Origin of the sequence: Pseudomonas nitroreducens (assembly GCF_014204515.1) — a bacterium.
GTDB classification, from domain to species: Bacteria; Pseudomonadota; Gammaproteobacteria; order Pseudomonadales; family Pseudomonadaceae; genus Pseudomonas; species Pseudomonas nitritireducens_A.
The window spans coordinates 15,867-42,426 of the sequence record NZ_JACHLI010000022.1 but is presented as its reverse complement, the minus strand read 5'-3'; the positions used below and the strand labels follow the sequence as shown (position 1 = coordinate 42,426).

26 protein-coding genes are annotated in these 26,560 nt (G+C 66.8%); 8 read left to right on the top strand and 18 right to left on the bottom strand.

Annotation, left to right across the window (positions count from 1 at the left end; all coding sequences use genetic code 11):
• Window positions 1–15 precede the first annotated feature (15 nt).
• Window positions 16–1,128: an NADH:flavin oxidoreductase gene (locus tag HNP46_RS23405; protein WP_184593767.1), complete on the top strand. Its 1,113-nt coding sequence runs from the start codon at window positions 16–18 to the stop codon at window positions 1,126–1,128.
• A gap of 572 nt (window positions 1,129–1,700) precedes the next feature.
• The gene (locus HNP46_RS23400; RefSeq protein ID WP_184593764.1) at window positions 1,701–2,660 is read left to right on the top strand and encodes a DegV family protein; all 960 of its coding nucleotides are present in this window, start codon (window positions 1,701–1,703) and stop codon (window positions 2,658–2,660) included.
• Between the two features lie 3 nt (window positions 2,661–2,663).
• Here HNP46_RS23400 and HNP46_RS23395 read toward each other — a convergent pair whose 3' ends face one another.
• The 3 genes from HNP46_RS23395 to HNP46_RS23385 form a co-directional block, all read right to left on the bottom strand.
• Window positions 2,664–3,860, bottom strand: a complete 1,197-nt coding sequence (locus tag HNP46_RS23395; RefSeq protein WP_184593762.1) for a glycosyltransferase family 4 protein — start codon at window positions 3,858–3,860, stop codon at window positions 2,664–2,666.
• Window positions 3,861–3,943: 83 nt separating this feature from the next.
• Window positions 3,944–4,684, bottom strand: a complete 741-nt coding sequence (gene cysZ / locus HNP46_RS23390) for a sulfate transporter CysZ (RefSeq protein ID WP_184593760.1) — start codon at window positions 4,682–4,684, stop codon at window positions 3,944–3,946.
• A gap of 109 nt (window positions 4,685–4,793) precedes the next feature.
• Window positions 4,794–6,725 carry a sensor domain-containing diguanylate cyclase gene (locus HNP46_RS23385; RefSeq protein ID WP_184593758.1) on the bottom strand — a complete coding sequence of 644 codons (1,932 nt, stop codon included), beginning with the start codon at window positions 6,723–6,725 and terminating at the stop codon, window positions 4,794–4,796.
• Window positions 6,726–7,143: 418 nt separating this feature from the next.
• Here HNP46_RS23385 and trxB point away from each other — a divergent pair, with 418 nt between their 5' ends.
• Window positions 7,144–8,088 carry a thioredoxin-disulfide reductase gene (gene trxB, locus HNP46_RS23380; protein ID WP_184593746.1) on the top strand — a complete coding sequence of 315 codons (945 nt, stop codon included), beginning with the start codon at window positions 7,144–7,146 and terminating at the stop codon, window positions 8,086–8,088.
• Between the two features lie 56 nt (window positions 8,089–8,144).
• Here trxB and HNP46_RS23375 read toward each other — a convergent pair whose 3' ends face one another.
• From HNP46_RS23375 to HNP46_RS23340, 8 genes are all read right to left on the bottom strand, one after another.
• Window positions 8,145–8,552: a heme-binding protein gene (locus HNP46_RS23375; protein ID WP_184593744.1), complete on the bottom strand. Its 408-nt coding sequence runs from the start codon at window positions 8,550–8,552 to the stop codon at window positions 8,145–8,147.
• Window positions 8,549–10,192: an ABC transporter ATP-binding protein gene (locus tag HNP46_RS23370; RefSeq protein ID WP_184593742.1), complete on the bottom strand. Its 1,644-nt coding sequence runs from the start codon at window positions 10,190–10,192 to the stop codon at window positions 8,549–8,551. Before HNP46_RS23370 ends, HNP46_RS23375 begins: the two co-directional genes overlap by 4 nt.
• Complete coding sequence (locus tag HNP46_RS23365; RefSeq protein ID WP_184593740.1) at window positions 10,182–11,087, bottom strand: ABC transporter permease; 906 nt, start codon at window positions 11,085–11,087, stop codon at window positions 10,182–10,184. Before HNP46_RS23365 ends, HNP46_RS23370 begins: the two co-directional genes overlap by 11 nt.
• Window positions 11,084–12,043: an ABC transporter permease gene (locus tag HNP46_RS23360; RefSeq protein ID WP_184593738.1), complete on the bottom strand. Its 960-nt coding sequence runs from the start codon at window positions 12,041–12,043 to the stop codon at window positions 11,084–11,086. Before HNP46_RS23360 ends, HNP46_RS23365 begins: the two co-directional genes overlap by 4 nt.
• A gap of 55 nt (window positions 12,044–12,098) precedes the next feature.
• Window positions 12,099–13,712: an ABC transporter substrate-binding protein gene (locus tag HNP46_RS23355; RefSeq protein ID WP_184593736.1), complete on the bottom strand. Its 1,614-nt coding sequence runs from the start codon at window positions 13,710–13,712 to the stop codon at window positions 12,099–12,101.
• Between the two features lie 75 nt (window positions 13,713–13,787).
• Complete coding sequence (locus HNP46_RS23350) at window positions 13,788–15,281, bottom strand: aldehyde dehydrogenase family protein (RefSeq protein WP_184593734.1); 1,494 nt, start codon at window positions 15,279–15,281, stop codon at window positions 13,788–13,790.
• Window positions 15,278–16,387, bottom strand: coding sequence for a mandelate racemase/muconate lactonizing enzyme family protein (locus tag HNP46_RS23345; RefSeq protein ID WP_221455083.1), 1,110 nt, complete (start codon window positions 16,385–16,387; stop codon window positions 15,278–15,280). Before HNP46_RS23345 ends, HNP46_RS23350 begins: the two co-directional genes overlap by 4 nt.
• On the bottom strand, window positions 16,384–18,021 hold the full coding sequence (locus HNP46_RS23340; RefSeq protein ID WP_221455082.1) for a GMC family oxidoreductase: 1,638 nt from the start codon (window positions 18,019–18,021) through the stop codon (window positions 16,384–16,386). The genes HNP46_RS23345 and HNP46_RS23340 overlap by 4 nt, the downstream gene beginning before the upstream one ends.
• Window positions 18,022–18,165: 144 nt before the next feature.
• Between HNP46_RS23340 and HNP46_RS23335 the strand changes: the two genes are divergently transcribed.
• Window positions 18,166–19,086 (top strand): LysR substrate-binding domain-containing protein, encoded by a 921-nt coding sequence (locus tag HNP46_RS23335; protein WP_184593732.1) that lies wholly within the window; start codon window positions 18,166–18,168, stop codon window positions 19,084–19,086.
• A gap of 97 nt (window positions 19,087–19,183) precedes the next feature.
• Here the strand turns inward: HNP46_RS23335 and HNP46_RS23330 are convergent, their stop codons facing one another.
• From HNP46_RS23330 to folM, 5 genes are all read right to left on the bottom strand, one after another.
• Entirely contained in the window at window positions 19,184–19,522 is a 339-nt protein-coding gene (locus tag HNP46_RS23330) for a HopJ type III effector protein (protein ID WP_184593729.1), read from the bottom strand.
• Window positions 19,523–19,534: 12 nt separating this feature from the next.
• Window positions 19,535–19,846, bottom strand: a complete 312-nt coding sequence (locus HNP46_RS23325) for a DUF1244 domain-containing protein (protein ID WP_260403250.1) — start codon at window positions 19,844–19,846, stop codon at window positions 19,535–19,537.
• Between the two features lie 126 nt (window positions 19,847–19,972).
• Window positions 19,973–20,344, bottom strand: coding sequence for a dihydroneopterin triphosphate 2'-epimerase (gene folX, locus HNP46_RS23320; RefSeq protein ID WP_184593726.1), 372 nt, complete (start codon window positions 20,342–20,344; stop codon window positions 19,973–19,975).
• Between the two features lies 1 nt (window position 20,345).
• A complete protein-coding gene (gene folE, locus HNP46_RS23315; RefSeq protein ID WP_184593724.1) occupies window positions 20,346–20,906 on the bottom strand; it encodes a GTP cyclohydrolase I FolE in 561 nt (186 codons plus the stop codon).
• 32 nt (window positions 20,907–20,938) lie between these two features.
• Window positions 20,939–21,676 carry a dihydromonapterin reductase gene (gene folM, locus HNP46_RS23310; RefSeq protein WP_184593722.1) on the bottom strand — a complete coding sequence of 246 codons (738 nt, stop codon included), beginning with the start codon at window positions 21,674–21,676 and terminating at the stop codon, window positions 20,939–20,941.
• 144 nt (window positions 21,677–21,820) lie between these two features.
• Here folM and HNP46_RS23305 point away from each other — a divergent pair, with 144 nt between their 5' ends.
• A complete protein-coding gene (locus HNP46_RS23305; RefSeq protein ID WP_184593721.1) occupies window positions 21,821–22,276 on the top strand; it encodes a flavodoxin in 456 nt (151 codons plus the stop codon).
• Window positions 22,276–22,746, top strand: a complete 471-nt coding sequence (locus tag HNP46_RS23300; protein WP_184593718.1) for a cupin domain-containing protein — start codon at window positions 22,276–22,278, stop codon at window positions 22,744–22,746. The genes HNP46_RS23305 and HNP46_RS23300 overlap by 1 nt, the downstream gene beginning before the upstream one ends.
• Before the next feature lie 934 nt (window positions 22,747–23,680).
• Here HNP46_RS23300 and HNP46_RS23295 read toward each other — a convergent pair.
• Window positions 23,681–24,568: a LysR family transcriptional regulator gene (locus HNP46_RS23295; RefSeq protein ID WP_184593716.1), complete on the bottom strand. Its 888-nt coding sequence runs from the start codon at window positions 24,566–24,568 to the stop codon at window positions 23,681–23,683.
• A 113-nt stretch (window positions 24,569–24,681) separates the two neighbouring features.
• Between HNP46_RS23295 and HNP46_RS23290 the strand changes: the two genes are divergently transcribed.
• Entirely contained in the window at window positions 24,682–25,059 is a 378-nt protein-coding gene (locus tag HNP46_RS23290) for a CidA/LrgA family protein (RefSeq protein WP_184593935.1), read from the top strand.
• Complete coding sequence (locus HNP46_RS23285) at window positions 25,046–25,732, top strand: LrgB family protein (RefSeq protein WP_184593714.1); 687 nt, start codon at window positions 25,046–25,048, stop codon at window positions 25,730–25,732. Before HNP46_RS23290 ends, HNP46_RS23285 begins: the two co-directional genes overlap by 14 nt.
• Window positions 25,733–25,740: 8 nt before the next feature.
• Here the strand turns inward: HNP46_RS23285 and HNP46_RS23280 are convergent, their stop codons facing one another.
• The gene (locus HNP46_RS23280; RefSeq protein ID WP_311771836.1) at window positions 25,741–26,454 is read right to left on the bottom strand and encodes a WbqC family protein; all 714 of its coding nucleotides are present in this window, start codon (window positions 26,452–26,454) and stop codon (window positions 25,741–25,743) included.
• Between the last annotated feature and the right edge of the window lie 106 nt (window positions 26,455–26,560).

Genomic DNA, 26,560 nt, shown 5'->3' with positions numbered 1-26,560 from the left:
GCCATGGAGACTTCAATGACTGCATCCGTAGACACCCTGTTCTCGCCCTTCCGCCTGGGCGGCCTGGAACTGCCCACGCGCATCGTGATGGCGCCGATGACCCGCAACTTCACCCCGGGTGGCGTGCCCCACGCCCAGGTGGTCGAGTACTACCGTCGCCGTGCCGCCGCCGGCGTCGGCCTGATCGTCACCGAAGGCACCACGGTCAACCACCAGGCCGCCAACGGCTACCCGAACGTGCCGCGCTTCCACGGTGAAGACGCCCTGGCCGGCTGGAAGCAGGTGGTCGATGCGGTGCACGCCGAAGGCGGCAAGATCGTTCCGCAGCTGTGGCACGTTGGCGCCGTGCGCCGCCTGGGCACCGAGCCGGACGCCAGCGTTCCGGGCTACGGCCCCAGCGGCAAGGTCAAGGACGGCACCGTGCTGGTCCATGAAATGACCAAGCAGGACATCCAGGACGTCATCGCCGCCTTCGCCCAGGCCGCCGTCGACGCCAAGTCCATCGGCATGGACGGCGTGGAAATCCACGGCGCCCACGGCTACCTGATCGACCAGTTCTTCTGGGACGGCAGCAACAAGCGCACCGACGAATACGGCGGCAGCCTGGCCAACCGTTCGCGCTTCGCCATCGAGCTGATCCAGGCGGTGCGCGCCGCCGTCGGCCCGGACTACCCGATCATCTTCCGTTTCTCCCAGTGGAAGCAGCAGGATTACAGCGCCCGCCTGGTGCAGACCGCCGAAGAGCTGGAAGCCTTCCTCAAGCCGCTTTCCGACGCCGGCGTGGACATCTTCCACTGCTCCACCCGCCGCTTCTGGATTCCGGAATTCGAAGGCTCCGACCTCAACCTCGCCGGCTGGACCCGCCAGCTCACCGGCAAGCCAACCATCACCGTCGGCAACGTCGGCCTGGATGGCAGCGAGTTCCTGGCCTTCTTCGGCAACACCGAGGAAGTCGCCCAGCCCTCGGGCATCGACGGCCTGCTGGAGCGCCTGAACAAGGAAGAGTTCGACCTGGTCGCCGTCGGCCGCGCCCTGCTGGTCGATCCGGACTGGGCGGTGAAGGTGCGTGATGGCCGTCTGGAAGACATCAAGCCGTTCAGCCGCGATGCGCTGATGTCGCTGGCCTGATTCGCGATCCGTTGAAATGAAAAGCCCCTGGCGCCATTGGTGCCAGGGGCTTTTATTTTGCTGAACCCATCTCGCGGACGTTCCTGCAGGTCTGCTCGGGCACATCCCATTGCGTAAGAGCAACTGTCTTTGTCCCGGAAATCTACGGCCAGGTTTCCCTCTCGCTAACCCTGGCTGCGCGCCCCGCTCCGAAGGGAGAGGTGACTGATCGGCGCGAGTTGAAGCTGCTGCGTCAGCCGGCACGGACAGCTCCCTCTCCCTTTAGGGAGAGGGCGGGGGAGAGGGCATGCCCCTGCACGATTTTCAGGTAGGAGCGGACTCTGTCCGCGATGCCATCCGGCGCGAAGCGGATTCATCGCGGACGGAGTCCGCTCCTACCGGTTCAACCAACAATCTACGTCTCGATTATGGCGACCCATAAGCAGTCTGAATGACCTGAAAGCACCGTCCCAGGCGTTTACAAATCTTTTCCGAGACCCACCTTTCCGCATGCTGACTTCCCGGTCCGAAACGGGCAGAGTATGACCGCGTTCACACAAAAATAGGCCGGGATACGGCCATAGGAGTAAGACATGCGGATCGGCTTGGTGGTCGATGCAACCTGTGACCTTCCCCCGGAATTCCTTGCTGCCAACAACATTCGCGTGCTGCCCATCGGTATCCGGGTGGGCGAGCGGCGCATCGTCGATGACCGCGATCCCGACACCACCCTGCGCTTCTACTCCCAGGACCTGCCCAAGGTCGGCCCTGAGGACGGCAGCGAGCCGCTGACGCCGGCGCAGACCCACGACTGGTTCCTGGAACAGCTGGTCACCGACTTCGACTACGTCATCTGCCTGACCGTGACCGCACAGCGCAGTCCGATCTTCGAAAACGCCACCCAGGCTTCCTTCAGCCTGCTGCAGAGCTACAAGGAGCGCCGCGCCGCCGCGGGCGTTGCCGGGCCGTTCGCCCTGCGGGTGGTCGACAGCCAGACGGTGTTCGCCGGCCTCGCCGTGCTGGCCGCCGAAGGCGTGCGCCTGCTTGGCGAGGAAAACTCGCCCAACGCCGTGCGCACCCGCCTGGAGCAGCTCAGCCAGCAGATGAACACCTTCCTGGTCGCCAGCGACCTGGGGCACATCCGTCGCCGCGGCTTCCAGAAGGGCGACCGCAGCAGCATCGGCGACCGCCTGCGCGGTGCCTTCCTCGGCCTGGGCTCGATGCTCGACATGAAACCGGTGCTGAGCCTGGTGCAGGGTGAGGACAAGCCGGTGTCGGTATCGCCGAACTATGAGAAGTCCGCCGAGCGCCTGCTCAACTTCGCCCGCACGCGGGTGGAGGCGGGCGAGCTGCTGGCGCCGCAGATGTGCCTCAGTTATGCCGGCGATCCCTCCGCGCTGCGCGACCTGCCCGGTTTCGCCTCGCTGGAGGATGCCTGCGAGATGAAGGGCGTGAAGTTGCACCTGGCGATGCTCAGCCCCACCGGCGGCATCAACCTGGGCGCAGGCGCCATGAGCCTGTCCTTCGCCGCCGAGCCCAAGCCCTTCGCCTGATCGCTACTTGTGCGCTTCCGGGTGGCCCAGCCCGCCGGGACTCTTCCCCGGCAGGGCGGTGCGGCAGGCTTCCTGCAGATAGCCTTCGAAGCGCTCGACCACCGTGTCCCACGCCTGATGGATGGCGTGGTGACGCGCATTCAGGCGTACCCGGCGCAGACGCTCGGTATCGCCCAGCAGCCAGCTCGCCGCTTCGAAGAAGCTCTGCTCCTCACCGGGCACGCCGAGCACGCCATTGTGGCCGTGGCGGATATGCTGCCCAGCGGCCGCCTGGTCGAAGGCCACCACTGCCAACCCCGAAGCCAGGGCCTCCAGCACCACGTTGCCGAAGGTTTCCGACAGGCTGGGGAAGAGGAACAGATCGCCGCTGGCATAGTGCCGGGCCAGTTCCTCGCCGCGCTGCAGGCCGCAGAACAGCGCCTCGGGCAGCTCCTTCTGCAGGTGCGCGCGCTGCGGGCCGTCGCCGACTATCACCAGGCGCAGCTTGAGTTGCGGATGCGCCGCACAGAGTGCGCGAAAGCTGCTGCCCAGCAGCGACAGGTTCTTCTCCGCCGCCAGCCGGCCGACGTGCAGCACGGCGATATCGCGCTCGCCCAGGCCCCATTCGCGGCGTAGCGACTCGTCGCGGCGGGCGGGGTTGAACAACTGGCTGTCGACGCCACGCGACAGCTGTGCCAGCCGCTCGAAACCGCGCCGCTGCAATTCCAGGGACTGGCTGGCGCTGGGCACCAGGGTCTGCTGGGTGCGGTTGTGGAACCAGCGCAGGTACGCCGTCACCAGCCGCACCAGCGGGCCGAAGCCGTAGTGCGCGCTGTACTGCTGGAAGTTGGTGTGGAAGCCACTGATCACCGGGATCCGCAGGCGCCGCGCGGCGCGTAGGGCGGCGAGCCCGAGAGGGCCTTCGGTGGCGATGTAGAGCACGTCCGGGCGGACGCGCTTCCAGTGGCGCAGCAGCTTGTGCAGGCACGACTGGCCCCACTGCAGGCCCGGATAGCCGGGCAGCGGCCAGCCGCGGGTCAGCACCAGTTCGCCATCGCTGTGGCGGCCTTCGTCGCCGTACTGGCGCGGGCGCACGATCTGGATCTGGTGACCGAGGCGCATCAGCCCCGACGTCAGGCGGCCGAGGGTGTTGGCTACGCCGTTGATTTCCGGCGGAAAGGTTTCGCTGATCAGCGCGATGCGCAGGGGAGTCGTGGTCATGCTCGCAGTGTCCCGGCGCGCAGTGGCGCGCCGATGACAGTGCGATGATCGATAGGTGACAACCGCCGGGCAGCGGCGCTGGGTCACTTCACCAGCGCGTTTTCCCCACCTTCACGCACCCAGAACAGCACCGCGCCGGCCACGGCGGCGGGCATGGCGATCAGGTTGACCACCGGGATCAGCAGGGCCAGGTAGGTGATGCCGCCAAAGCCCATGCACGCCCAGCGCTTGCTGCGCAGCCAGGCGAGCATCTCGTTCCAGCCCAGCTTGTGGTTGTCCGCCGGGTAGTCGATGTACTGCACGGCCATCATCCACACGCCGAAGATCAGCCACAGCGGGGTGGCGATCAGGTTCAGGCCGGGGATCAGGCTGAGGATGAACAGCGCGATGGCGCGCGGCAGGAAGTAGCCGAGCTTGCGCAGTTCGCGGCCGAGGGTGCGCGGCACCATGGCCATCAGCTCGCTCCAGCTGAATTCGGGGAAGTCGTCCTTGCCGCGTACCACCACCTCGACCTTTTCCGCGAGGAAGCCGTTGAACGGTGCGGCGATCAGGTTGGCCAGCAGGGTGAAGGTGAAGAACACGATCAGCAGCACCAGCACGACGAACAGCGGCCAGAGGATGAACTGCAGGAAGCTCAGCCAGTCCGGCAGGCTGGGCATCAACGCGTCGACCCAGTGGCTGAACTGGTTGACCGCGAAGCCGATCAGGCCGACGAACAGCAGGATGTTGATGCTCAGGGGCAGCAGGACGAACAGTCGCAGGCCGGGGCGCATCATCAGTTTCAGGCCTTCGCTCAGGTATTGCGGGCCGCTCAGGGTGGACATCGGCATCTCCAGGGCATCTTTCAAGGGCAAAGCGTGGCGACCTTAGCAGACCCGGCGAAGGGCCGGCGAGCCGTCTGTTTTGCCGGGTATGTGCTTGGCAGCGGGGAGTTCAGGCCGCCGAATAACGGTAGCAGCGGTTGCGTTCCTGCTTGGCCTGGTACATGGCGATGTCGGCGGCGCGGGTGAGGGCGTCGGCGTCGACGGCGTCCTGCGGGTAGAAGGCGATGCCGATGCTGGGCGTGACGAAGTCGATGGCCTGGCCGGCCAGCCGGTATTCCGCTCCGAGCACGTCCAGCAGGCGCTGGCCCAGCCCTTCGGCCTGGGCCGGTTCGGCGTTTTCCAGCAACACCGCGAACTCGTCGCCGCCCAGGCGGAAGGCCTGGTCCGGCTGGCGCAGGCTGCCGCGCATGCGCTCGCCGACGCTGCTGAGCAGGGCGTCGCCGGTGGCATGGCCGAAGCGGTCGTTGACCTGCTTGAAGCGATCCAGGTCGATATACAGCAGTGCCACCCGCCCGCAACGGGTGACCGCCTGCTGCAGCTGTTCGTTGAACGCCTTGCGGTTGCCCAGGCCGGTGAGGGTGTCGCGGAAGGCCAGGTCGAGCAGCTGCTTCTGGTACGCCACCTGGTCGCTGATGTCGCGCAGGATGCCACGGAAGCCGTGGAAGCCGCCCTGGTTGTCGCGAATCGCCGACAGTCGCGTCTCGCAACTGACCAGGCGGCCATCGCGCCGACGGAAGGGCGCGGAGAAGGTGGTTTCCTGTTCGTCGTCGCGGGCCTGGCGGTACAGGCTGCGGGCGCGCTGGCGGTCTTCGTCCTGCAGCAGCACGCTGAAGTGCTGGCCGCTCAGCCCGGCGCTGCTGTAGCCGAGCATGCGGCACAGGGCGGGGTTGACGGTGCGGATGATGCCCTGGCTGTCCATCTCGAAGAAGCCGTCGCGGATCGCGTCAAGGATCGCCCGGTCGCGCGCCTCGCTGCGCTCCACGCGGTCGAGGGTGAGGTTGATCTGGCTGGCGAGTTGGCCCAGCTCGTCGTGTCCCTGGCTGCTCAGCCGGGCCTGGCTGTCGCCTTCGCCGATGGCGGCGACCTCGCGGTTCATGCTGGTGACCCGGCGGATGATGCGGAACTCCAGCGCCAGGTACGCCAGCAGCGTCGCGCCGCCGAGCAGGGCGAGGGTCAGGTAGAGGAACAGCCGCACCGATTGCTGGCCCTGCTGGTAGAGCGGGCGCGGGCTGGTGACTTCCAGGCGCAGCTGCGGCTTGCCGCGCGAATCCAGGTAGAGCAGGGACATCTGCTGGCTGTTCTCGTCCAGCACCCGGCGCGAGCTGAGCAGGGTGGCGCCGCGCCCAGTGGGGATGTTCAGGGTACGCCAGTCGTTGCCCTGGACCTGATCGTGGACCAGGCGCAGGCGCGCGCCCATCTGTGTCTGCAGGTTGGACAGGCGGGCGCTGTCGAGCAGCACCCCGGCGATCATTGCGCCGGCCGGCTCGGCGCGTCCGGAGGAACTGCTGATCGGGTAGCTGAGCAGCAGCTGCGGCACGCCATCCACCTGCAGCAACTGGTCGAGGGTGTGCCGCGAGTCGCCGTCCATCTCCAGCGCGCCCAGGCGGATCGCGGTGGCCAGGATGTTCCCGCGCAAGGTGTCGGTGTCCGGCATCGGCTGGTCGGGGAAGCGCTGCTGCAGGTTACCCAGGTTCCACTGCTGGCCGGTGATACGGCCGTCGCGGTCGACGTACATCACGTAGTCGAAACCGAGGATGCCCAGCAGGTCCTTGTCCAGGTTGTCCTCGACGAAGCGCGACTGCGGCAGGCGCATGAAGCGGTAGCTGGCATCCCACCAGGCGTAGCTGTGGACGATGTCCAGGTAGCGCTGCTTCTCGAAGGCCACGCGGTTGTGGACGATGCGCACCTCGTCGGCCAGGCGCTGGCGGTCCCCGCGATCGAAGCGGTCGAGCAGGATCAGGTCCGACAGCAGCCAGACCCCTGCGAGGCTCGCGGCGAACAGGGGCAGGCACAGCCAGAGCAGGCGGGCGCGAAGGTTCATGCGTTGAGGTTTGGCCTTTGGCGTCGGTTTCAGTCTAGTCAGCTGGCCGGCGGCTGCCGATGGATTCGGCGTGGGTCTTTCATCGCTGCCGGTTATTCAATAGGTGTTGTCTATGGCGCGGATTGGGATTGGGCATTTCTGTCGCCGTGGCGCCCGGCGATAAGCTGCGCTCCAGTCGAACTGCACGAGCAGCAAGGGCCAATCCGGGTCTCCCTGACTTATCTCAAGGGAATCCGGGGATTCTGCGGGACAATGCGTTCTGTGACCACGGTCACAACGCGGCGCCTTTCAGTCTCCCGGCGCCGCGCTCCGCGCAAGAAACCTTTCCGTGGAGCTGCCGCCCTCCCAACCTTCCCCCTGGTGCTTTGGCAGCTCCCTTTTCTTTCTGCGCTTCTGTAACCCCCTCCAGGAGGCTGCCATGTCCGATCGTCACGCACGGGTCATCATTCTGGGTTCGGGGCCTGCCGGCTACAGCGCCGCGGTCTATGCCGCCCGCGCCAACCTCAAGCCGCTGCTGATCACCGGCATGCAGGCCGGCGGCCAGCTGACCACCACCACCGAAGTCGACAACTGGCCGGGCGACCCCCACGGCCTGACCGGCCCGGCGCTGATGCAGCGCATGCAGGAGCATGCCGAGCGCTTCGAGACCGAGATCGTCTTCGACCACATCCACGCCGTGGACCTGGCCGGCAAGCCGTTCATCCTCAAGGGCGACAGCGGCACCTACAGCGCCGACGCGCTGATCATCGCCACCGGTGCCAGCGCACGTTACCTGGGCCTGCCCTCGGAAGAGAGCTTCATGGGCAAGGGCGTGTCCGCCTGCGCCACCTGCGACGGCTTCTTCTACCGCAACCGCGAAGTGGCGGTGGTGGGCGGCGGCAACACTGCCGTGGAAGAGGCGCTGTACCTGGCCAATATCGCCAGCAAGGTGACCCTGGTGCACCGCCGCGAGAGCTTCCGCGCCGAGAAGATCCTGCAGGACAAGCTGCGGGCGCGCATCGCCGAGGGCAAGATTGAATTGCGCCTGAACGCCCAGGTGGAAGAAGTGCTGGGCGACGCCATGGGTGTTACCGGCGTGCGTCTGCGGCATAACGATGGCGACGCTTCAGAGCTGAAGGTAGATGGCCTGTTCGTTGCCATCGGCCATACGCCCAACACCTCGCTGTTCGAAGGTCAGCTTGAACTGAAGGATGGCTATCTGGTGGTCAGCGGCAGCCGCGATGGCAATGCCACGGCGACCTCTATCCCCGGTGTCTTCGCGGCCGGCGACGTCGCCGACCACGTCTACCGCCAGGCCATCACCTCCGCCGGCGCCGGCTGCATGGCGGCGCTGGATGTGGAGCGCTACCTGGATTCCCTGTAACGGCCCGAAGAGCCGGCGTGCAGGAAGGGGCCCCGCTTGCGGGGCCTTTTTCTTGCCTATTGCTCCAGCGCCAGGGCGGCGCTGCGGGCGACCTGGGCATCCTGCTCGGCTTTCACGCCCGATACTCCCACCGCACCGACCACCTGCCCGTCGATCACGATGGGCACGCCGCCTTCGAGCATGCCGTGCAGCAGCGGTACGCTGAGGAACGCGCTGCGACCGCCGTTGATCATCTGCTCGTAGGCGCCGGACTCGCGGCGGCCGAGTGCCGAGGTGCGGGCTTTTTCGGTGGCGATGTAGGCCGCCACTGGCGCACAACCGTCGAGACGCTCGAAGGCCAGCAGATGGCCGCCGTCGTCGACGATGGCGATGGATACCGGCCACTGGTTGCGCTGCGCTTCGTCGCGGGCGATGCGCAGCATCCGGTCGGTTTCGAGCTGGGTCAGTTGCAGCTTCTGCTTCATGCGGTCACTCCAGGCGTTACGGCGCGGGCATCCAATTGACGGCTCAGCCAATCGGGGTCCATTTCCGGGACCGAAGCCAGCAGGCGCGCGGTGTAGTCGTGGTGGGGGGGATTGAGGACCTGCAGCGCCGGGCCCTGCTCGACGATCCGGCCCTGGTGCATCACCACCACGCGGTCGGCGATGCTGCGTACCGTATCCAGGTCGTGGGTGATGAACAGGTAGGACAGGCCCAACTGGCGTTGCAGGCGCTTGAGCAACTGCAGCACGCCCTTGGCCACCACCTGGTCCAGCGCCGAGGTGACTTCGTCGCAGATGATCAGCCGCGGCTCCGCCGCCAGCGCACGGGCGATGCAGATACGCTGCTTCTGCCCGCCGGACAGCTCGCCGGGGAAGCGCTCGAGGTACTGCTCGGGTGGCAGCTCGATCTGCTCCAGCAACTCATGCAGACGCGCTTCCTTCTCCGCACCGCGCAGCCCGAGGTAGTGCTCCAGCGGGCGGCCGAGGATCTCGCGGATGCGCTGGCGCGGGTTCAGCGCGGTGTCGGGCATCTGGTAGATCATCTGGATGTCTTTCAGGGTTTGCCCACTGCGCGACTGGCAGCGCGCGGGCAGCGCTTCGCCGGCGAAGGTCGTGGTACCACGATGGGGCGGCAGCAGCCCGGTGAGCACTCGCGCCAGGGTCGATTTGCCGGAACCGGATTCGCCGACCACCGCCACCGTCGCGCCACGGGGAATCTCCAGCGACACGTCCTGCAGCACCGGCAGCGGGCCATAGCTGGCGCTGATGTTCGACAAGCGCACCAGCGGCGCGTCTTCGTCCTGCGCGCGCGGTTCGTGCTGCAGGGCGCGGACCGACCACAAGGTTTGCGTATAGGCCTCGCGCGGGTTGTCGAGCATGTTGCGGGTGGTGGCTTCCTCCACCGTCTGGCCGTGGCGCAGGACCATGATGCGGTCGGCCATCTGCGCGACCACCGCCAGATCGTGGGTGATGTACAGCGCGGCGGTATCGAACTGGCGGACCAGGTCGCGGATGGTGGCGAGTACCTCCAGCTGGGTGGTGACGTCCAGCGCCGTGGTCGGTTCGTCGAACACGATCAGGTCAGGGCGGCAGGCCATCGCCATGGCGGTCATGGCGCGCTGCAACTGGCCGCCGGACACCTGGTGCGGATAGCGCTGGCCGAAGGTTTCCGGCTGCGGCAGGCGCATGCGCCGGAACATCTCGACGGCGTCGGTCCGCGCTTGCTGCTCGGGCATCACGCCATGCTGCACGGCGGTTTCGACGTACTGGTCGATCAGCCGGTGCGCCGGGTTGAAGGATGCCGCTGCCGATTGCGCCACGTAGGCGATGCGTGAGCCCCACAGCTGGCGCTTGCGCGTTTCGCTGGCCTTGGCCAGGTCTTCGCCGTCGAACAGAATGCTGCCGGCGCTGATCCGGCAGCCGGGGCGTTCGTAGCCCATGGCTGAGAGGCCGAGGGTGGATTTCCCCGCGCCGGATTCGCCGATCAGCCCCAGTACTTCGCCGCGGCGGAGCGTGAGATCGATACCGCGGATGATCGGCTTGCCGTCCAGCGCCTGGACCTGCAGCCCGGAGATGTCCAGCAGGAGTTCGTCGCGACGGCTCTTTGCGCTTTCATTGGTCATCGTGCAGCCCACTCGTCATGTGCAGGAACCAGTCCACTACGAAGTTCACCCCGATGGTGAGGATGGCGATGGCCGCGGCCGGCAGCAGCGGGGTGATTTCGCCGTAGCTGATCAGCGTGGCGTTGTCGCGCACCATCGAGCCCCAGTCGGCGGTGGGCGGCTGGATGCCCAGGCCGAGGAAGCTCAGCGCGCTGATGAACAGGAAGGTGAAGCAGAAGCGCAGGCCGAACTCCGCCACTAGGGGCGGCAGGATGTTCGGCAGCACCTCGCGGAACATGATCCAGGCGCTGCCCTCGCCGCGCAGCCGGGCGGCCTCGACGAAGTCCAGCACCACCACGTTGCCGGCTACCGCGCGGGTCAGGCGGAACACGCGGGTGGAGTCGAGCACGGCGATGATGGCGATCAGCATCGGCACCGAGGTGCCGAACAGGGTGAGCAGCAGCAGGGCGAAGATCAGTTGCGGGATGGCCATCAGCACGTCGACCAGGCGTGACAGCAGCTGATCGGTCCAGCCACCGCGCACCGCCGCCAGCAGGCCGGCGATGCCGCCGAGGAGGAAGGCCAGGCAGGTCGCCAGCAGGACGATGCCCAGGGTGTTGCGGCCGCCGTAGAGCAGGCGGGTGAAGAGGTCGCGTCCGAGGTTGTCGGTGCCCAGCAGGAACTGCCGGCTCCAGGGTTCGAACTCGGCGGCGACCACCTGGGATTCGCCGTAGGGCGCGATCCACGGCGTGAGCAGTGCCGCCAGCACATAGACGGCGATGATCGCCAGGCCCAGGCGCGCGCTCCAGGGCGCGCGCCGCAGCAGGCGCAGGGCGTTGCCCAGGCGAGAGGTGGTCCCGCGCTGTGCGCTTCGGTGTTCGGCGGGCTGTGCCGCCAGATGGCCCTGATCGATCATCGCGGGTGCCTCAGTCTGGGGTTGGTGAGGGTGGCCAGGATGTCGGCGCTCAGGTTGAGCAGGATGTAGGTCGCGGCGAACACCAGGCTGCAGGCCTGCACCACCGGCAGGTCGCGTTTCTTCACCGAGTCGACCATCAACTGCCCCATGCCGGGGTAGACGAACACTGCTTCGACCACCACCACGCCGACGATCAGGTAGGCGAGGTTGATCACGATGACGTTGATGATCGGCGCCCAGGCGTTGGGCAGCGCGTGCCGCAGGATGATGCGCCAGCGCGGCATGCCCTTGAGCCGGGCCATCTCGATGTACGGGCTGGCCAGCAGGTTGACGATGGCGGCGCGGCTCATGCGCATCATGTGCGCGACCACCACCAGCGTCAGGGTCAGTGCCGGCAGCGCCATGTAGTACAAGCGCTCGGACAGCGGCTGGCTGGCATCGACGCTGGCCAGGCTGGGCAGCCAGCCGGCCTTCACCGACAGCAGCAGGATCAGCAGGTAGGCGAGGAAGAACTCCGGGAAGGAGATGCAGCTCAGCGTGGTGACGTTGACGATGCGGTCGAACAGGCCATTGCGGTAGATCGCCGCCAGGAAGCCCAGCGCCAGTGCCAGCGGCACTGCGATCAGGGCGGCGAACAACGCCAGCAGCAGCGTATTGGGCAGGCGCGTGGCGAGCAGTTCGGCGATGGCCCGGCCGTTGGCCAGCGAGTGACCGAAGTCGCCCTGCAGCATCGCGCCCAGCCAGTGCACGTAGCGCAGGTACAACGGCTGATCCAGCCCCAGCGTCTGGCGGAACGCGGCCACGGCTTCGGGCGTGGCCGACTGGCCGAGGATCTCGGTGGCGATGTCGCCTGGCAGGAACGACACGCCCAGCAGGATGATGATCGACACCACCCACAGGCTGAGCAGGCCCAGCAGCAGGCGCTGGGTGAGCATTTTCAATAACGGATGACGCATGTCGACGGGCCTCCGGCGGCTTGGGTTAACCCTGATGGCGAGCGCTGACCGGCGCTCAGGCGAACCACCAGCGTTCGGCGGCGCGCAGGCCGTCCAGGTCCCAGTTGTTGCCGATGCGGTCGTGGCCGATCAGGCTGGAGATGCCGTCGACGTAGTTGGCGAACAGCGGGATCAGCGCGCCGCCTTCGTCACGCAGCAGCAGCTGCATTTCGCCGTACATCTGCCGGCGTTTGCCGTCGTCCAATTCGGAGCGGGCATTGAGCAGCAGCTCATTGAAGCGCGGGTTGTCCCAGAAGGTTTCGTTCCACGCCGCGCCCTTGCCGTAGACCAGCGAAAAGGCCCAGTCCTCGGTCGGCTTGCCGCCCCAGTAATCCATGCTCCAGGGCTTCTTCATCCACACGTTCTTCCAGTAGCCGTCGTTGGGCTCGCGCACCACGTTGATGTCGATGCCGGCCTTGGCCGCGTGCTCCTTGAACAGCACGGCGGTGTCCACGGAACCGGCGAAGGCCGCATCGGCGGCGCTGAGGTCGACCTTGAGGCTGTCGAGGCCGGCCTGCTTGAGATAGAAGCGGGCCTTGTCCGGATCGTACGGCCGTTGCGGAATTTCGCTGTTGAAGTAGCGGTAGCCGGCGTTGATCGGGGTGTCGTTGGCGACTTCGCCGTGGCCGCGCAGGATGGTCTGCAGCAGGGCGTCACGGTCGATGGCGTGCTTGAGCGCCAGGCGCACGTTGCGGTCGGTGAACGGCGCCTGGGTGACGTTCATCGGCAGGCTGTAGTGCTGGCCGCCCTTGATTGAGGAAACCTCCAGGCGCGGGTTGCGCTTGAGCAGGTGCACGGTCTTCAGGTCGCAGCCGTTCATGGCGTGGATTTCGCCGGTGTTCAGCGCGTTGGTACGGGCGCCGACGTCGGCGATCACCAGGAACTCCACCGAATCGAACCAGCCACGGTCGGTCTTCCAGTAGTTGGGGTTGCGCTTGACCACGGTCTTCACGCCCGGATCGAAGCTCTCGCGGATGTAGGCGCCGCAGCCCACGCCGGCGTTGGCGTCCACCGCGCCGTCCTTGGCGGGCATGATCGGCAGGTGATAGTCCGACACCAGATAGGGGAAGTCGGCGTTGCCGCCGCTGAGGGTGACGATGACGCGATTCTTGCCATCGGCGCGGATGTCGGTGATGGGCGCCAGGATGCTGCTGGCGGCGGAGCGCGACTCCGGCCCACGGTGGTGGTTGAGCGAGGCCACCACGTCGGCGGCCTCCAGCGACTTGCCGTTGTGGAACTCCACGCCGTCGCGCAGGGTGAAGGTCCACACCCTGGCGTCGGGCGAGGGCTCCCAGCTCTGCGCCAGTTCGCCGACCAGCTCGCCGCTGTTGCTGATCTCGGTGAGGTAGTTGTGCACCGAGTGCCCCACCGACTGCATGTAGTTGTCGCCGTAGGTGCCCGGATCGAACGAGTCGGTGGTCGAGCCCGAGGCAATGCCCAGCTTGAAGTGGCCGCCGCGTTTTGGCGTTCCGGCCTGCTCGGCGGCGAACACCTGACCGGCAAGGCCGGAGCTCAACGCGGCACCCGCGCTGGCGGCGAGCATGCCCTTCATGAAGCTGCGGCGATCGATCCGTCCCTGCTGCAGTTGCAGGAGCAGGCGTTGTGCAAGGTCGTCGGTGTGGTTGCCCATGAGTGTTCCTTCTTATTGGCTGTCTTGTCAGGATTCGTCTCGAACGGTGTTGGCCAGGGGCAGGGCGGCCGGCCCTCAGATGCGTGCAGTGATGGTCTTCACCGCGTAGTACGCACGCAGTCCCTCCAGGCCTTTCTCGCGGCCGAAGCCGGAGCGCTTGTTGCCACCGAAAGGCGTCTCCACACCGCCGGCGAAATATTCGTTGATGTAGATCTGTCCGGCATCCAGGTCGCGCGCCAGGCGCATGGCCCTGGAGAAGTCGCGGGTATAGATGCCGGCGGCGAGGCCGAAGGGCGTGGCGTTGGCCAGCTCCAGCGCGTGCTCGGCGTTGTCGGCGACCTGCACCGAGAGCACCGGTCCGAAGACTTCTTCCTGAACCAGCGGATCGCTCGTCGCCAGGTTATCCAGAAGTGTCGGCTGGAAGAACCAGCCCGCGTCGGTCGCCGGATCGCAGCTGCGTCGACCACCGGCTGCGATGTGCACGCCACGTGCGCGCGCACCCTCGACGAAGGCTTCGATCTTCTGCAACTGGTCGACGGTGGTGATGGCGCCGATGTCCGGATTGCGCAGCCCGTGGCCCAGGCTGAGTTGCCTGGCGCGTGCGGCCAGGCGCTCGACGAATTGCTGGTGCACGCTGCGCTCGATGATCAGTCGCGAGCCGGCGGAGCAGATCTGTCCGGCGTTGGAATAGATCGCCCAGAGCACGTCTTCCAGCGCGGCATCCAGATCGGCGTCGGCCAGGACGATGGCCGGCGACTTGCCGCCCAGTTCCAGGGTGACGCTGGCGATATTGCGCGCGGCGGCCTGCATCACGTGGATGCCGGTATTCACCGAACCGGTGAAGGTTACGTGGCGCACTTTCGGGTGCTGGGTGAGCGCCGCGCCGACCTTGGCACCGGTGCCGTTCACCACGTTGCACACCCCCGGTGGCAGCCCGGCCTGCTGCAGCAGGCCGGCCAGCAGCAGGGCGCTCAGCGGCGTCAGTTCCGATGGCTTGAGCACGGCTGTACAGCCGGCGGCCAATGCCGGAGCCAGGCTGCGGGCGGCGGTGGAGATCGGGTAGTTCCAGGGAATGATGTGCGCCGTCACGCCGACCGGTTCGAGCTGGGTGCAGGAGAAGTGATCGGCGCCCAGGGGAATGGTCTCGCCCTGCAGCTTGTCGGCGATGCCGGCGTAGTACTCGAAGATGCGCGCGGTGTTGCGCACGTCGCTCTGCGCCTCGGCGAGGGTCTTGCCGTTGTCGAGGGTTTCGATCACCGCCAGGCGCTGGGCATTGCTGCGGATGGCTTCGGCGGCACGCAGCAGGATGCGGCTGCGATCGGCCGGCAGCATCCGGCGCCACGGCCCGCGCAGGGCGGCATCGGCAGCTTCCACGGCAGCATCGACGTCTTCTGCATCGCCGGCGGCAACCTGGGTGAAGGCCTTGCCCAGGCCGGGATCGAACACCTCCATCGTTTCGCCGCTGGCGGAGGTGCGCCAGGCGCCGTCGATGAAGTGCGAGTCGGGCAGGTAGGCGAGGGTGCCGCTGGCGAAGTATTCGTGGATGAGTGCGTCGACGGTCTGGCTCATCGGGCCACCTCGCTGATCTGGTAGGTGGATTTTTCCAGCCACTGCGGGGCGATCTCCACGCCCCAGCCGGGTGCATCGCTGACAGTGACGTGACCGTCTTCCACGCGGTACGGCGAGTCGACGAACAGGCCGTCCTGCCAGGGGTAGTAGTCCGCGCCTTCGATGGACAGCTCCAGGTACTTGCCGGCGTTGGGTAGCGACTTGAGGTAGTGCATGGTGAACAGCGTCACCAGCGACAGGTTGGCGCTGTGCGGGGTCACCGGCAGACCGGCCTCGGCAGCCATGCCGGCCACCTTCAGCGAGCGGCAGAGGCCGCCGAGGTAGAGCACATCGGGCTGGACGATGTCCACGGCGCGCATCTCGATCATGCGTTTCCAGGTGGCCAGTTCGCAGTCCTGTTCGCCGCCGGTGACATCCAGCGCCAGCGCCTCGCGGACCTGCCGGGTCTGCTCCAGCTCCCAGTACGGGCAGGGCTCCTCGAAGTGGACGATGCCGTGCTGTTCGAGCATCCGCCCGACTTCGATGGCGCGCCGTGGCGAGTAGCCGGAGTTGCCGTCGACCAGCAGTTCTGCACGGTCGCCCAGCGCGCGGCGCATGACCGGGACGATGGCTTCGGTGCGGCCGGGCCATTCGTCCAGGTCGTGGCCGCATTCGCGGCCGACGCGGAACTTGAAGGCATCGAAGCCGTAGCGATCACGCAGGCGCAGCATGCGCTCGGCCTCCGCCTCGGGGGTGATGTCACGCTTCATCGACGAGGCGTAGGCGCGCAACTTGCCCGCCGTGCCGCCCAGCAGTTCGACCACCGGCTTGCCTTCGAGCTGGCCGCGCAGGTCCCACAGGGCGGTGTCCAGCCCGGCAATGGCGCGGTACAGGTAGCTGCCGGGAAACTTGTGCTCGCGCTCGGGAATCACGCTGACCAGGTGCTCGATGTCCAGCGCATCGGCGCCCAGCGCCCAGGGCGCGATCTGCCGGTGGAAGACCTGCGCGGTGATGTCGGCGTTATAGGTGGAGAGCTGTCCCCAGCCCGTCGCTCCGCATTCGCTGGTGACCCGTACGAACCCCACATACGCGTTGCAGAACGTTTCGAGCTTGCTGATTCGCATCATGCGCATACCTTTTGCTTGTGGTCGGCCAGGATCAGGTCCGCGGCCTTGTGCGCCACCATGATGGTGGGAGCGTTGGTGTTGCCCGAGGTGATGGTGGGGAAGATCGACGCATCCACCACGCGCAGCCCGTCCAGGCCGTGGACTCGGAGGCGGCCGTCGACCACCGAGCGACGTGCGTCGGGGCCCATGCCGCAGGTGCCCACCGGGTGGAACACCGAGCCGCAGCGTTCGCGGAAGTCGTCGAGGATCTGCTCGTCATCCATGCCGTCGAGGTCTGGCGGAATGGCTTCCTGCGCCAGCCGGCGCAGCGCCTGGGTGCGCATCAGGCGCTGGATCAGGCGGCCGCCGGCGATCACGCCGCGGATGTCTTCTTCCTCGGACAGGTAGTTGGGATGGATCACCGGCGTTTCCCGTGGATTCGCCGAGCGGATGTCGATGCGCCCGCGGCTCAGCGGCCGGCACGGCTGGAAGGAAATGATGAAGCCGGGGAACGGGTCGGGGTTCATCAGCGGGCGCTTGCCTTCGGGCGCCGTCGAGTAGGTCACCGGGTTGAAATACAGCTGCATGTCCGGCGCGCTGCTGTGTTCGTCGGCGCGGACGAAGCCACCCGACTGGTTGACGCTGACGCTCAGCGGGCCGCGACGGGTCAGCAGGTACTGCATGCCGGCGAGCAGTTTGCCGTGCAGGGGCGCCAGCTGGTTGTTGAGGGTCGGCTCGGTGGAGCGGTAGAAGTAGTTGATGCCCAGGTGGTCCTGCAGTTGCCCGCCCACCAGCGGCTGGTCGAGGACGACCGGAATGCCCAGGCGCTGCAGCAGGTCGGCCGGACCGACGCCGGAGAGTTGCAGCAGTTGCGGCGAGTTGATCGCCCCCGCGCTGAGGATCACCTCGCGCCGCGCCCGCGCCGTCAGCAACTGGCCGTTGTGCTCGAACTCGATGCCGCTGGCGCGACGGCCTTCGAAGAGGATTCGCCGGGCCAGCGCCTGGGTCAGCAGGCGCACGTTGCTGCGCCGCAGGGCCGGGCGCAGGAAGGCGTCGGCGGCCGAGCAGCGCACGCCGGCGCGGGTGTTGATGTGGTAGCTGCCCACGCCTTCCGGGTTGGGCCCGTTGAAGTCCGCGGTGAAGGGCAGGCCGAGCTCCTGGGCGGCGGCGAAGAAGTGCTCGCGCAGCGGGTGTAGTTGACTACTGACGTCCGAGACATACAGCGGGCCGCCCGGCTGCTCGTTGCCCTGGGCGTCGACGCGGCGCTCGATGCGTTCGTAGTAGGGCTTCACGTCGCTCCAGCCCCAGCCTGGGTTGCCCTGCTGGCGCCAGCCGTCGAAGTCCACCGGAAGGCCGCGGCAGTAGACCATCGCGTTGATCGAGCTGGAGCCACCGATCACCCGGCCGCGCGGCCAGTAGCTGCGGCGCTGCTTGGTCGCCGGGTCCGGCTCGGTGCTGTACTTCCAGTTGACCCGCTCGTCATAGAAGGTCCGGCCGTAGCCGATCGGCACCTTGATCCAGAAGCGCCGGTCGCTGCCGCCCGCTTCGAGGACCAGCACGGAGGCTTGGCCCTCGCTGGACAGCCGTTCGGCAAGGACCGAGCCGGCCGATCCGCTGCCGACGATGATGTAGTCGAACTCCCCCAATGACGACATGCGTCCCTCCCCTGGTGATTCCCTGTGGCGGCCCGTTGGGCACGACCTGCTGCTCTTGCGTTGGGGGGATTGTTTGAGAGAGGCTCAGGTCAAGACAAACAAGAAAAAACGCTCCTTTGGGGCAAAAAAATTTAAAGGTGCAGGATGGGTCATCAGCTTCCTCATCTGCCGTGGCTACGGTCCTTCGAAGCGGCAGCACGCAACCTGAGTTTCTCCGCCGCCGCCAACGAGCTGCACATGACGCCGGCGGCGGTCAGCCTGCAGATCCGTTCCCTGGAGCAGTACCTCGGCTTCCAGCTGTTCGAGCGCCTGCCGCGCGGTGTGCGCCTGACCGACATGGGGCTGGCCTACCTGCCGTCGATTCGCAAGGCCTTCGACGAGTTGTCGATGTCCACCGTCGGGCTGTTCGGCAGCCGTGGTGATCGCTCGATCACCGTGCGTTCGACGGCGGCCTTCGCCGTGCTGTGGCTGGCGCCACGGCTGGGCGAGTTCATGGCGACCTATCCGTCGATCGAGGTGCGGCTGTTCGCCGATATCTGGGCCGATGCGCTGGGCGCGGACCAGAGCGCGATCGACATCCGTTTTGGCGATGGCCACTGGGAAGGGTTCGATGTCGAGCTGATCCAGACCGAAGCCTCGATTCCGGTGTGCAGCCCGGCCTGGCTGGAACGCGTGGAAAGCGGCGGCGAGATGGTGCGCCTGGCCCAGGGCAACATGATCCATATCATGGGCTGCGAGGACCTGTGGACGCGCTGGTTCCGCGCCGCCGGGGTCGCCGATTTCACCAGCCGCAAGGGCATCCAGGTCGACACGTCGCTGACCGCGCTGGAGCTGGCCGCCGCCGGTTCCGGCTTCGCCCTGGTGCTGCGCAGCCTGGCCCAGCCGTATCTCGATTCAGGCAAGGTGGTGGCGGCATTCGACGGCGAACTGCCCATCGACCAGGCGCACTACCTGCTGCTGCCCAAGAGCGGCAACCGCCCGCCACCGGAAGTGCTGCTGTTCCGCCAATGGCTGATGGGCAAGGCACGGGAAGAAAGTGAACTGCCATTGATGGCGGTGCCGTGAGACGTTTCGGCAGCTGCGCGAGCGGATCGCCGCGACTGTTCCTGCGTCCATGAAAAAGCCCCGCATCTGCGGGGCTTTTTCATCGTGCCGTAAAGCCTCAGCCGCGACGCGACAGCGGCTGGCGCTCGAAGTTGACGCCGGCAAGGCCGGTGGTCTGCAGCGCGCGGATGTTGGCGTGGTCGCTGCCTTCGGGGTTCTCCCGCACGGCGCGGTAGTGTTCGCCGAACGCCAGCAGCGATTCTTCCTGGCTCAGGCCTTCGAGGATGGCAAAACCCAGGGTCTTGCAGGAACCCTCGTTCTGCCCGGCAGGGTTTTCCACGCTGCCGTTGGTGAAGGCGCTGGGGGTGTAGCTGTAGTGCTCGGCGATGTACGCCAGGGTGTCGGTGAACAGGTGCTGCTCGCTGCGCAGGCGCGAGCGGAAATCGGTGAGGGTCATCAAGGCAAACTCTTAGTGTTTCTTCGCGTGGTCGAAGGCCGCCTGTTGCTCGGGCGAGGCTTCCGTCTGGTACTTGGCCTTCCATTCGGCGTAAGGCATGCCGTAGATCTCTTCGCGGGCCTGGTCGGGGCTGACCGCCAGGTCCATGTCGTCGGCCGCGGCCTTGTACCACTTGGACAGGCAGTTGCGGCAGAACCCGGCAAGATTCATCAGATCGATGTTCTGCACGTCCTTGCGGGTACGCAGGTGCTGCACCAGGGTGCGGAACGCCGCGGCTTCAAGTTCGGTGCGCTGCTGGTCGGTCAGGTTCATCGGCTCGGTCATGGCGTGTCTATCTACTCAAGGCGCATCAGAGGCGCATGGCGGGGCTGGCGGGATTCTAAGAGGCGGGCGATCTGCCAGCAACGCCCGTTGGCCGACTGGCACGGGCGTGCAAGCGCAGATCGCCGCTCAGCGCTGGGCCGCCAGGGCGATCGATACCGACTCGGCGAAGCGCAGGGCGTGGGGCTTGTCCACTTCCACCTCGGCGTAGTGCACGGCCGGGTTGGCCATGACCAGGTCGAGCAGTTCCTGGGTCAGGCGCTCGAGCAGGGCGAAGCGGTTCTCCTCGACGTGGGCGATGATCGCCTTGGTGATGGTGCGATAGTTCAGCGCATGCTCGATGTCGTTGACCTGCACCGCGTCGGCGGCCGGGTAGAGGATGGTGAGGTTGATCAGCACATCCTGCTTGTTGAGGATTTCCTCTTCCTTGATGCCGATGTAGGTGCGTACGCGCAGGTCCTTGACCCGGATCCGCGCCATGCCCGGCTGCAATTGCGTCATTTCACTTGCTCCGTCCGATCAGTTGCAGGAATTCCTGGCGGGTATTGGTGGAGGCGCGGAAGGCGCCGAGCATCACCGAGGTGTTCATCACCGAGTTCTGCTTCTCCACGCCGCGCATCATCATGCACATGTGCTGCGCCTCGATCACCACGGCGACGCCGGCGGCGTTGGTGACCTGCTGGACCGCCTCGGCGATCTGCCGGGTCAGGCTCTCCTGGATCTGCAGGCGGCGGGCGAACATGTCGACGATGCGCGCGACCTTCGACAGGCCCAGCACCTTGCCGGTGGGAATGTACGCCACATGGGCCTTGCCGATGAAGGGCAGCAGGTGGTGTTCGCACAGCGAGTAGAGCTCGATGTCCTTGACGATGACCATCTCGTCGTTGTCCGAGGCGAACAGCGCACCGTTGACGATCTCGTCCAGCGTCTGCCCGTAGCCGTGGCAGAGGTACTGCATGGCCTTGGCCGCGCGCTTGGGGGTATCGAGCAGGCCTTCGCGGGTCGGGTCTTCGCCGAGCCCCTTGAGAATCTCACGGTAGTGGTGAGACAGGTCTTCGTTCATCGTGGGAATTCCTCGCGCCCGCACCGGGCGGGTCATTTGAGGTGCCGGCCGCCGTTGACGGTCAGGGTGGTGCCGGTCACGTAGGGACTGTCGAGCAGGTAGCGCACGCTCTGGTAGATCACGTCCGGTCCGGGCTCGATCCCCATGGCGGACTTCGCCAGGGTGCGGGCGCGGTAGGCGTCGTCGTCGCCTTCGTTGAACAGGATCAGTGCCGGCGCGATGCCGTTGACCTTGATGCGTGGCGCAAGACTCGCGGCGAAGGACAGGGTGAGGTTGTCCAGACCGGCCTTGCTGGCGCAGTAGGCGATGCGGTTGGCGCTGCCCTTGCGGGCGACGTCGTCGGAAAGGTGGATGATGTCCGCCGGTGCGCCACGTTCGGCCGCGTCGCGTTCGAGCAGTTCAGTGCAGCGCAGGTTGATCAGGTAGGGCGCCAGCATGTGCACGCGGAACAGGGTTTCGAAGGCCTGGGCGTCGCCGCCGGGCTGTTCGGCAATCCACGCCGAGGCGTTGTGGACGATCGCGCGCAGGCGATCGGTGCGCGACTTCAGCTCGTCGATGAAGGCGAGGATGCCGGCCTCATCGCCCAGTTCGGCGTGCAGGCAGGTAGCGCCCAGCTCGCGCAGTTCGGCGATGCCGGGCTTCTCATGTCGAGCGCCCTGGCGATAGGTGACGATGACCGGCTGGCCATCCTGCAGCAGGCGTCTGGCGCAATGCAGGCCGATGCGCTGGCTGGCGCCGGTGATCAGGATGGGGGCTGGGGTCTGGCCCATGCGCGCCTCGCGAAAATCCACAGGGGAAGCGCCGCAGCGGACAATGTCCCAGCGGCCGGGTAGGGCAAAACTATACCAGCCCCGGCGCGGTGCGGCACGGATGGGGCATAATGGGCGGCCTTGTCTTGCCTTGTGGGAGTGAACATGAAAGTCGCCATCCTGTCCGGTTCGGTCTACGGCACCGCCGAAGAAGTCGCGCGTCACGCCAAGCGTTTGCTCGAAGCGGCCGGTTTCGAGGCCTGGTACGACCCGCGTGCGACCCTGGATGCCGTGCTCGAATTCGCTCCCGAAGCCTTCCTGGTGGTGACCGCCACCACCGGCATGGGCGACCTGCCGGACAGCTTCCAGCCGCTGTTCCACGCCATCCGCGACCGCCTGCCGGCCGACTGGCGCGGCCGTCCGGGCGCCGTGCTGGCGCTGGGTGATTCCAGCTACGGCGATACCTACTGCGGAGGCGGCGAGCAGGTGCGCGAGCTGTACGCCGAGCTGGGTGTGCAGGAAGTGGTGCCGATGCTGCGCCTGGATGGCAGCGAGACGGTGGACCAGGAGACCGATTCCGAGCCGTGGCTGGCCGAGTTCATCGCCGCGCTGAAGGCCTGATGCATCCCCGCGCCCGCTACCTGATCGAGACCCTGCAGCTCGCCCCGCATCCCGAGGGCGGCTTCTATCGGCGGGTGTTCGAATCGAGCCGGGTGGGCGCCGGTGATCGGCCGCAATCGTCGGCCATTCTCTTCCTGCTGCCGGCCGGCACGGTCAGCCGTTGGCACCGTGTGGATGCCGATGAGCTGTGGCACTTCCACGAAGGCTCGCCGCTGGAGCTGCTGATCGCCGAGCAACCGGCTGCGCCGGTACGCCGCGAGATCCTCGGCCCGGTGGGCGAGGGCAGCCTGCCGCAGCGCGCGGTGCCTGCCCATGCCTGGCAGGCGGCGCGCTGCCTGGGGGATTACGTGCTGGTGGGTTGTACGGTGTCGCCGGCGTTCGAGTTCGCGGGGTTCAAGTTGCTGGCCGATGATGTGCAGGCGCAGCAGGAGTGGCCGAGGTTGATGGGGGAATTTGCTGAGCTGGTTTGATTCGGCATAGCGAATTCATCTCGCGTCGTAGGTGGCCAAAAACCTTGTCCTATCTGGTGGTGCGGGTCGCGATCCGTCGGCAGGGTCGGCGCTCCTGCAGACTCTGATACCGCAATGAACTCTCGTCTGCGTCTCGTCAGTCGTTCAGCGCCGCATTGGAATGCGCGTTGAATCCGTGTTTCGCCCCTCGGGCGACCTACTTTGGCAAACGACCCAAAGTAGGCAAAGGTCTTGCCCCAATCATCCGGTTTTTCGCTTAGGCGAAAAATACCCTCGTTGAAGCGCAGTTTCAGGGGCCCGCCGCGAAGGGCCATCCCTGGCCCATCGCGGCTCTCGCGACATCCATGTCGCTCAACCCCTGAAACTCCGCTTCAACGAGGCCTCCTGAACGGGGCGTTCGGAGTGCGCGGATGTTTCTCTGGAAGTCTTTTGAGAGCCAGAGCCAGAGCCAGATGCGGAGCCGAACGCAGGTGTGTGCTTCCTGTAGGAGCGAGCTTGCTCGCGAACCCGCCCAGCTCGGTTACTCCCTGCATGCGCAGGCCCTACCAGCGGGGCGCGGGCAGGGCTGGCTCCTGCATGATGGCTCCCTGCGCGGATGGATTCGTGGCCACCGGTAGATGCCGTTGCGCCGCGCCTGCGTAGGAGCGGACTCCGTCCGCGATTGCTCCCCGACCGCACGGCGGTGGGGCGAGTGGTAGGAGCGAGCTTGCTCGCGAACCCGCCCAGCTCGGTTATTCCCTGCATGCGCCGGCCCTACCAGCGGGGCGCGGGTAGGGCTGGCTCCTGCATGAAGGCTCCCTGCGCGGATGGATTCGTGGCCACCGGTAGATGCCGTTGCGCCGCGCCTGCGTAGGAGCGGACTCCGTCCGCGATTGCTCCCCGACCGCACGGCGGTGGGGTGTGTGGTAGGAGCGAGCTTGCTCGCGAAGCCGCTTCACGCCGGATGCAAGGGCATCTCCTGCATCAGCCGCAACCACGCCTTCGCCGCATTCGACAGGTAGGCGTCGCGCCGCCAGATGAAGCTGATGTCCCAGCGCAGGTCCGGCTGGCTCAGCAGCACACGTACCAGGCCCGGTCGTTCCAGGTCCCTGGCCACCACCCGCGGCAGCAGCACCGCGCCCTGGCCGGCGGCGACCAGGGCGCCGAGGAAGTCCGCCTGGCCGCTGCGGCCGCCTTCCTTCGGCTCGAAGCCGGCCTCGCGGCAGGCGCGCAGCAGGCGGTCGTTGAGGGTGAAGCTCTGCTGGTAGAGCAGGAAGGGCGTATCGGAAAGCTCCGTCAGCTCCAGGCTCTCGCGCCCGGCCAGCGGGTGCGCGGCGGGGAGAAGGACGTCCAGCGGCTCATTGCAGAAGGGTTGCCAGTCGAAGCCGGGTTCGTCCGGCGTAAGGCCGCCGCCCAGCTCCAGTTCGCCGCTGCGGACCATTTCTTCCATGGTCTTGCTGCCGCCCTCGATCAGGTGCACATCGATGTTCGGGTAGCGCCGCCGGTATTCGGCGAAGCGCCCGGCGAACAGAGCGTCGGCGCCCAGCAGTGGCAGGCCCAGGCGCAGTTCGCCGCGGTGCAGCTGGGTGAGGTCGTCCAGTTCGGTGTGCAATTCGCGGCGCAGGCGCAGCATGTCTTCGGCGCGGCGCAGCACCACCTCGCCGGCGGCGGTCAGGCGGATGTGCGGGCCGCTGCGTTCCAGTAGTTGCACGCGCAGGCTCTGTTCCAGCTGGGCGACCTGCTTGCTCACCGCCGACTGGCTGGCGTTCAGGTGCACCGCCGCCTGGGTGAAACTGCCGTGGCGCACGACTTCGGCGAAGGTGCGCAGTTGCTTGAATTCCATTATGGAATGGCTCCGATTCGATCTATTCGCTTTGGGGGTGATAGGCGCGGGAGTAGGCTTTGCGCCATTCCCAACCGATTTCTTCATCCGCCCCACGCACCGAGATCGCCGCCATGTTCCGCCGCGCCGCCCGCCTGATCTTCGAACTCGCCGTTCTCGCCGCCTTCTGGTGGATCGGCGGCTGGATCGCCACCCTCAGCGGCCTGCCGCTGCCGGGTGGGGTGATCGGCCTGGCGCTGCTGCTGGCGCTGTTCGCCTGCGGGGCGATCCGCCCGGCCCTGCTGCAGGGCGGTGCCGGTCTGCTGCTGGCGGAGATGCTGCTGTTCTTCATCCCTGCGCTGATGAGCCTGCTGGACTATGGCCCGCTGCTGCGCAGCGAAGGCTGGAAGATTCTGCTGGTGATCACCGCCAGCACCGTGCTGGTGATGCTCTCCACCGCCCTGGCGGTGGAATGGATGTGCAACCGGAGTTCGCGCCATGAGCCTCGATAAGCAAGCGCTGTTCTGGTTGGCCGTGACCCTGGGCGGCTACCTGCTCAGCCGTACCCTCTACCGCCGATTCCAGCAGTACTGGCTGTCGCCCATCGTCTTCGTGCCGGTGCTGCTGTTCGCCCTGGCGATCCCGCTGCACGCCCGCTACGCCGACTACGCCCGCGATACCAGTTGGCTGGTGGCGCTGCTCGGCCCGGCCACCGTGGCCTTCGCCATTCCGATCTGGCAGCAGCGCGCCCTGCTGGCCCGCCACTGGCCGGCGCTGCTGACCGGTATGCTGGCTGGCTCGACCATGGCCATCGGCAGCTCCTGGGCCCTGGCCCATGCGCTGGCCCTGGACGGCCAGGTGACGCTGTCGCTGATTCCGCGCTCGATCACCACGCCGTTCGCCATGGAGATGTCCCACGACCTGGGCGGCGTGCCGGCGCTGACCGCGGCCTTCGTGATGATCACCGGGGTGTTCGGCGCGCTGATCGGTGGTGTGCTGATGAAGGTGCTGCGCCTGCGCTCAGCCCTGGCCCGCGGCGCGTTGCTGGGCGTCGGCGCCCACGGCGCGGGTACCAGCCGGGCCTATGAGTTCGGCGGTGAGGAAGGTTCGGCGGCGGGGCTGCTGATGGTCCTGACCGGGCTGTTCAACCTGCTGCTGGCGCCGGTCCTGGTCTGGTGCTTGTAAAGCCGCGCTCAGCTCAGTTCATACGCATCGAGCATGCGCGAGGTATCGGCGGGGGAGTTGAACATCATCACGTCGATGATCGACAGACCCGCCTCGAAGGTCGGGCGTTTCTGTTCGTAGGGCACCAGCCGCGGTTCCTGGAAACGCAGCGTCAGCCCGGCGGCCTCGTACTTGCCGCGGTCGAAGAAGCTCTGCCCGCCGGGCGGGTTCCAGTACTCCTCCACACCCCCCAGTGCCTTGCAGATGTTCAGCGCCCACTCGTCCGGCGCGGTCGGCCGCTCCATCGGCAGCTCCATCCGCGAGAGAACGGGCATCTGCCGGGGGAAGCCCAGGTAGGCACAGGTCGCCTCCAGGGTGGCCTTGTTCAGCGAGACGATGTCCTCGAAGGGGTGATCCAGCGAGGCGGCGATCATTTCCCGCACGTCGCGGTAGTAGGGCGCCACCTTGCGGTACACGTCCAGCTGCGAGAACAGGCTGCGCCGCCAGTCCTGGCGGTTGTCCAGGCGCACGTCCTTGATCAGCGTCTCGCGGTGGTGCTTCACGCGTGGCACGCGGATGTACAGCCAGCCGTCCTGCTGCTTGAGGATGCGGTTGCGCTCGATCCAGCCGTGGTGGATGTACTGCACCGTATCGAACAGCACGAACAGGTCGGTGTGCTTGATCAGGCTGAAGTAGCCCAGGTACGGGAAGAAATAGGGCTGCATGATGGCGGTTCGTTTCACGTCGGCTGCCTCGTTGGCCGAACTGGAGTCTCCTCCCGACTCCCGGGTACTACGCGCGAAGGGCGTTGCGAAAGATATTGCGAAATATTTCCAGGCGGGCTGGAGA

Bases quoted from the DNA above. Each gene is read 5' to 3' on its own strand.
- HNP46_RS23405 (WP_184593767.1), top strand. From the start codon at position 16: ATGACTGCATCCGTAGACACCCTGTTCTCGCCCTTCCGCCTGGGCGGC.
- HNP46_RS23400 (WP_184593764.1), top strand. From the start codon at position 1,701: ATGCGGATCGGCTTGGTGGTCGATGCAACCTGTGACCTTCCCCCGGAA.
- HNP46_RS23395 (WP_184593762.1), bottom strand. From the start codon at position 3,860: ATGACCACGACTCCCCTGCGCATCGCGCTGATCAGCGAAACCTTTCCG.
- cysZ (WP_184593760.1), bottom strand. From the start codon at position 4,684: ATGTCCACCCTGAGCGGCCCGCAATACCTGAGCGAAGGCCTGAAACTG.
- HNP46_RS23385 (WP_184593758.1), bottom strand. From the start codon at position 6,725: ATGAACCTTCGCGCCCGCCTGCTCTGGCTGTGCCTGCCCCTGTTCGCC.
- trxB (WP_184593746.1), top strand. From the start codon at position 7,144: ATGTCCGATCGTCACGCACGGGTCATCATTCTGGGTTCGGGGCCTGCC.
- HNP46_RS23375 (WP_184593744.1), bottom strand. From the start codon at position 8,552: ATGAAGCAGAAGCTGCAACTGACCCAGCTCGAAACCGACCGGATGCTG.
- HNP46_RS23370 (WP_184593742.1), bottom strand. From the start codon at position 10,192: ATGACCAATGAAAGCGCAAAGAGCCGTCGCGACGAACTCCTGCTGGAC.
- HNP46_RS23365 (WP_184593740.1), bottom strand. From the start codon at position 11,087: ATGATCGATCAGGGCCATCTGGCGGCACAGCCCGCCGAACACCGAAGC.
- HNP46_RS23360 (WP_184593738.1), bottom strand. From the start codon at position 12,043: ATGCGTCATCCGTTATTGAAAATGCTCACCCAGCGCCTGCTGCTGGGC.
- HNP46_RS23355 (WP_184593736.1), bottom strand. From the start codon at position 13,712: ATGGGCAACCACACCGACGACCTTGCACAACGCCTGCTCCTGCAACTG.
- HNP46_RS23350 (WP_184593734.1), bottom strand. From the start codon at position 15,281: ATGAGCCAGACCGTCGACGCACTCATCCACGAATACTTCGCCAGCGGC.
- HNP46_RS23345 (WP_221455083.1), bottom strand. From the start codon at position 16,387: ATGATGCGAATCAGCAAGCTCGAAACGTTCTGCAACGCGTATGTGGGG.
- HNP46_RS23340 (WP_221455082.1), bottom strand. From the start codon at position 18,021: ATGTCGTCATTGGGGGAGTTCGACTACATCATCGTCGGCAGCGGATCG.
- HNP46_RS23335 (WP_184593732.1), top strand. From the start codon at position 18,166: ATGGGTCATCAGCTTCCTCATCTGCCGTGGCTACGGTCCTTCGAAGCG.
- HNP46_RS23330 (WP_184593729.1), bottom strand. From the start codon at position 19,522: ATGACCCTCACCGATTTCCGCTCGCGCCTGCGCAGCGAGCAGCACCTG.
- HNP46_RS23325 (WP_260403250.1), bottom strand. From the start codon at position 19,846: ATGACCGAGCCGATGAACCTGACCGACCAGCAGCGCACCGAACTTGAA.
- folX (WP_184593726.1), bottom strand. From the start codon at position 20,344: ATGACGCAATTGCAGCCGGGCATGGCGCGGATCCGGGTCAAGGACCTG.
- folE (WP_184593724.1), bottom strand. From the start codon at position 20,906: ATGAACGAAGACCTGTCTCACCACTACCGTGAGATTCTCAAGGGGCTC.
- folM (WP_184593722.1), bottom strand. From the start codon at position 21,676: ATGGGCCAGACCCCAGCCCCCATCCTGATCACCGGCGCCAGCCAGCGC.
- HNP46_RS23305 (WP_184593721.1), top strand. From the start codon at position 21,821: ATGAAAGTCGCCATCCTGTCCGGTTCGGTCTACGGCACCGCCGAAGAA.
- HNP46_RS23300 (WP_184593718.1), top strand. From the start codon at position 22,276: ATGCATCCCCGCGCCCGCTACCTGATCGAGACCCTGCAGCTCGCCCCG.
- HNP46_RS23295 (WP_184593716.1), bottom strand. From the start codon at position 24,568: ATGGAATTCAAGCAACTGCGCACCTTCGCCGAAGTCGTGCGCCACGGC.
- HNP46_RS23290 (WP_184593935.1), top strand. From the start codon at position 24,682: ATGTTCCGCCGCGCCGCCCGCCTGATCTTCGAACTCGCCGTTCTCGCC.
- HNP46_RS23285 (WP_184593714.1), top strand. From the start codon at position 25,046: ATGAGCCTCGATAAGCAAGCGCTGTTCTGGTTGGCCGTGACCCTGGGC.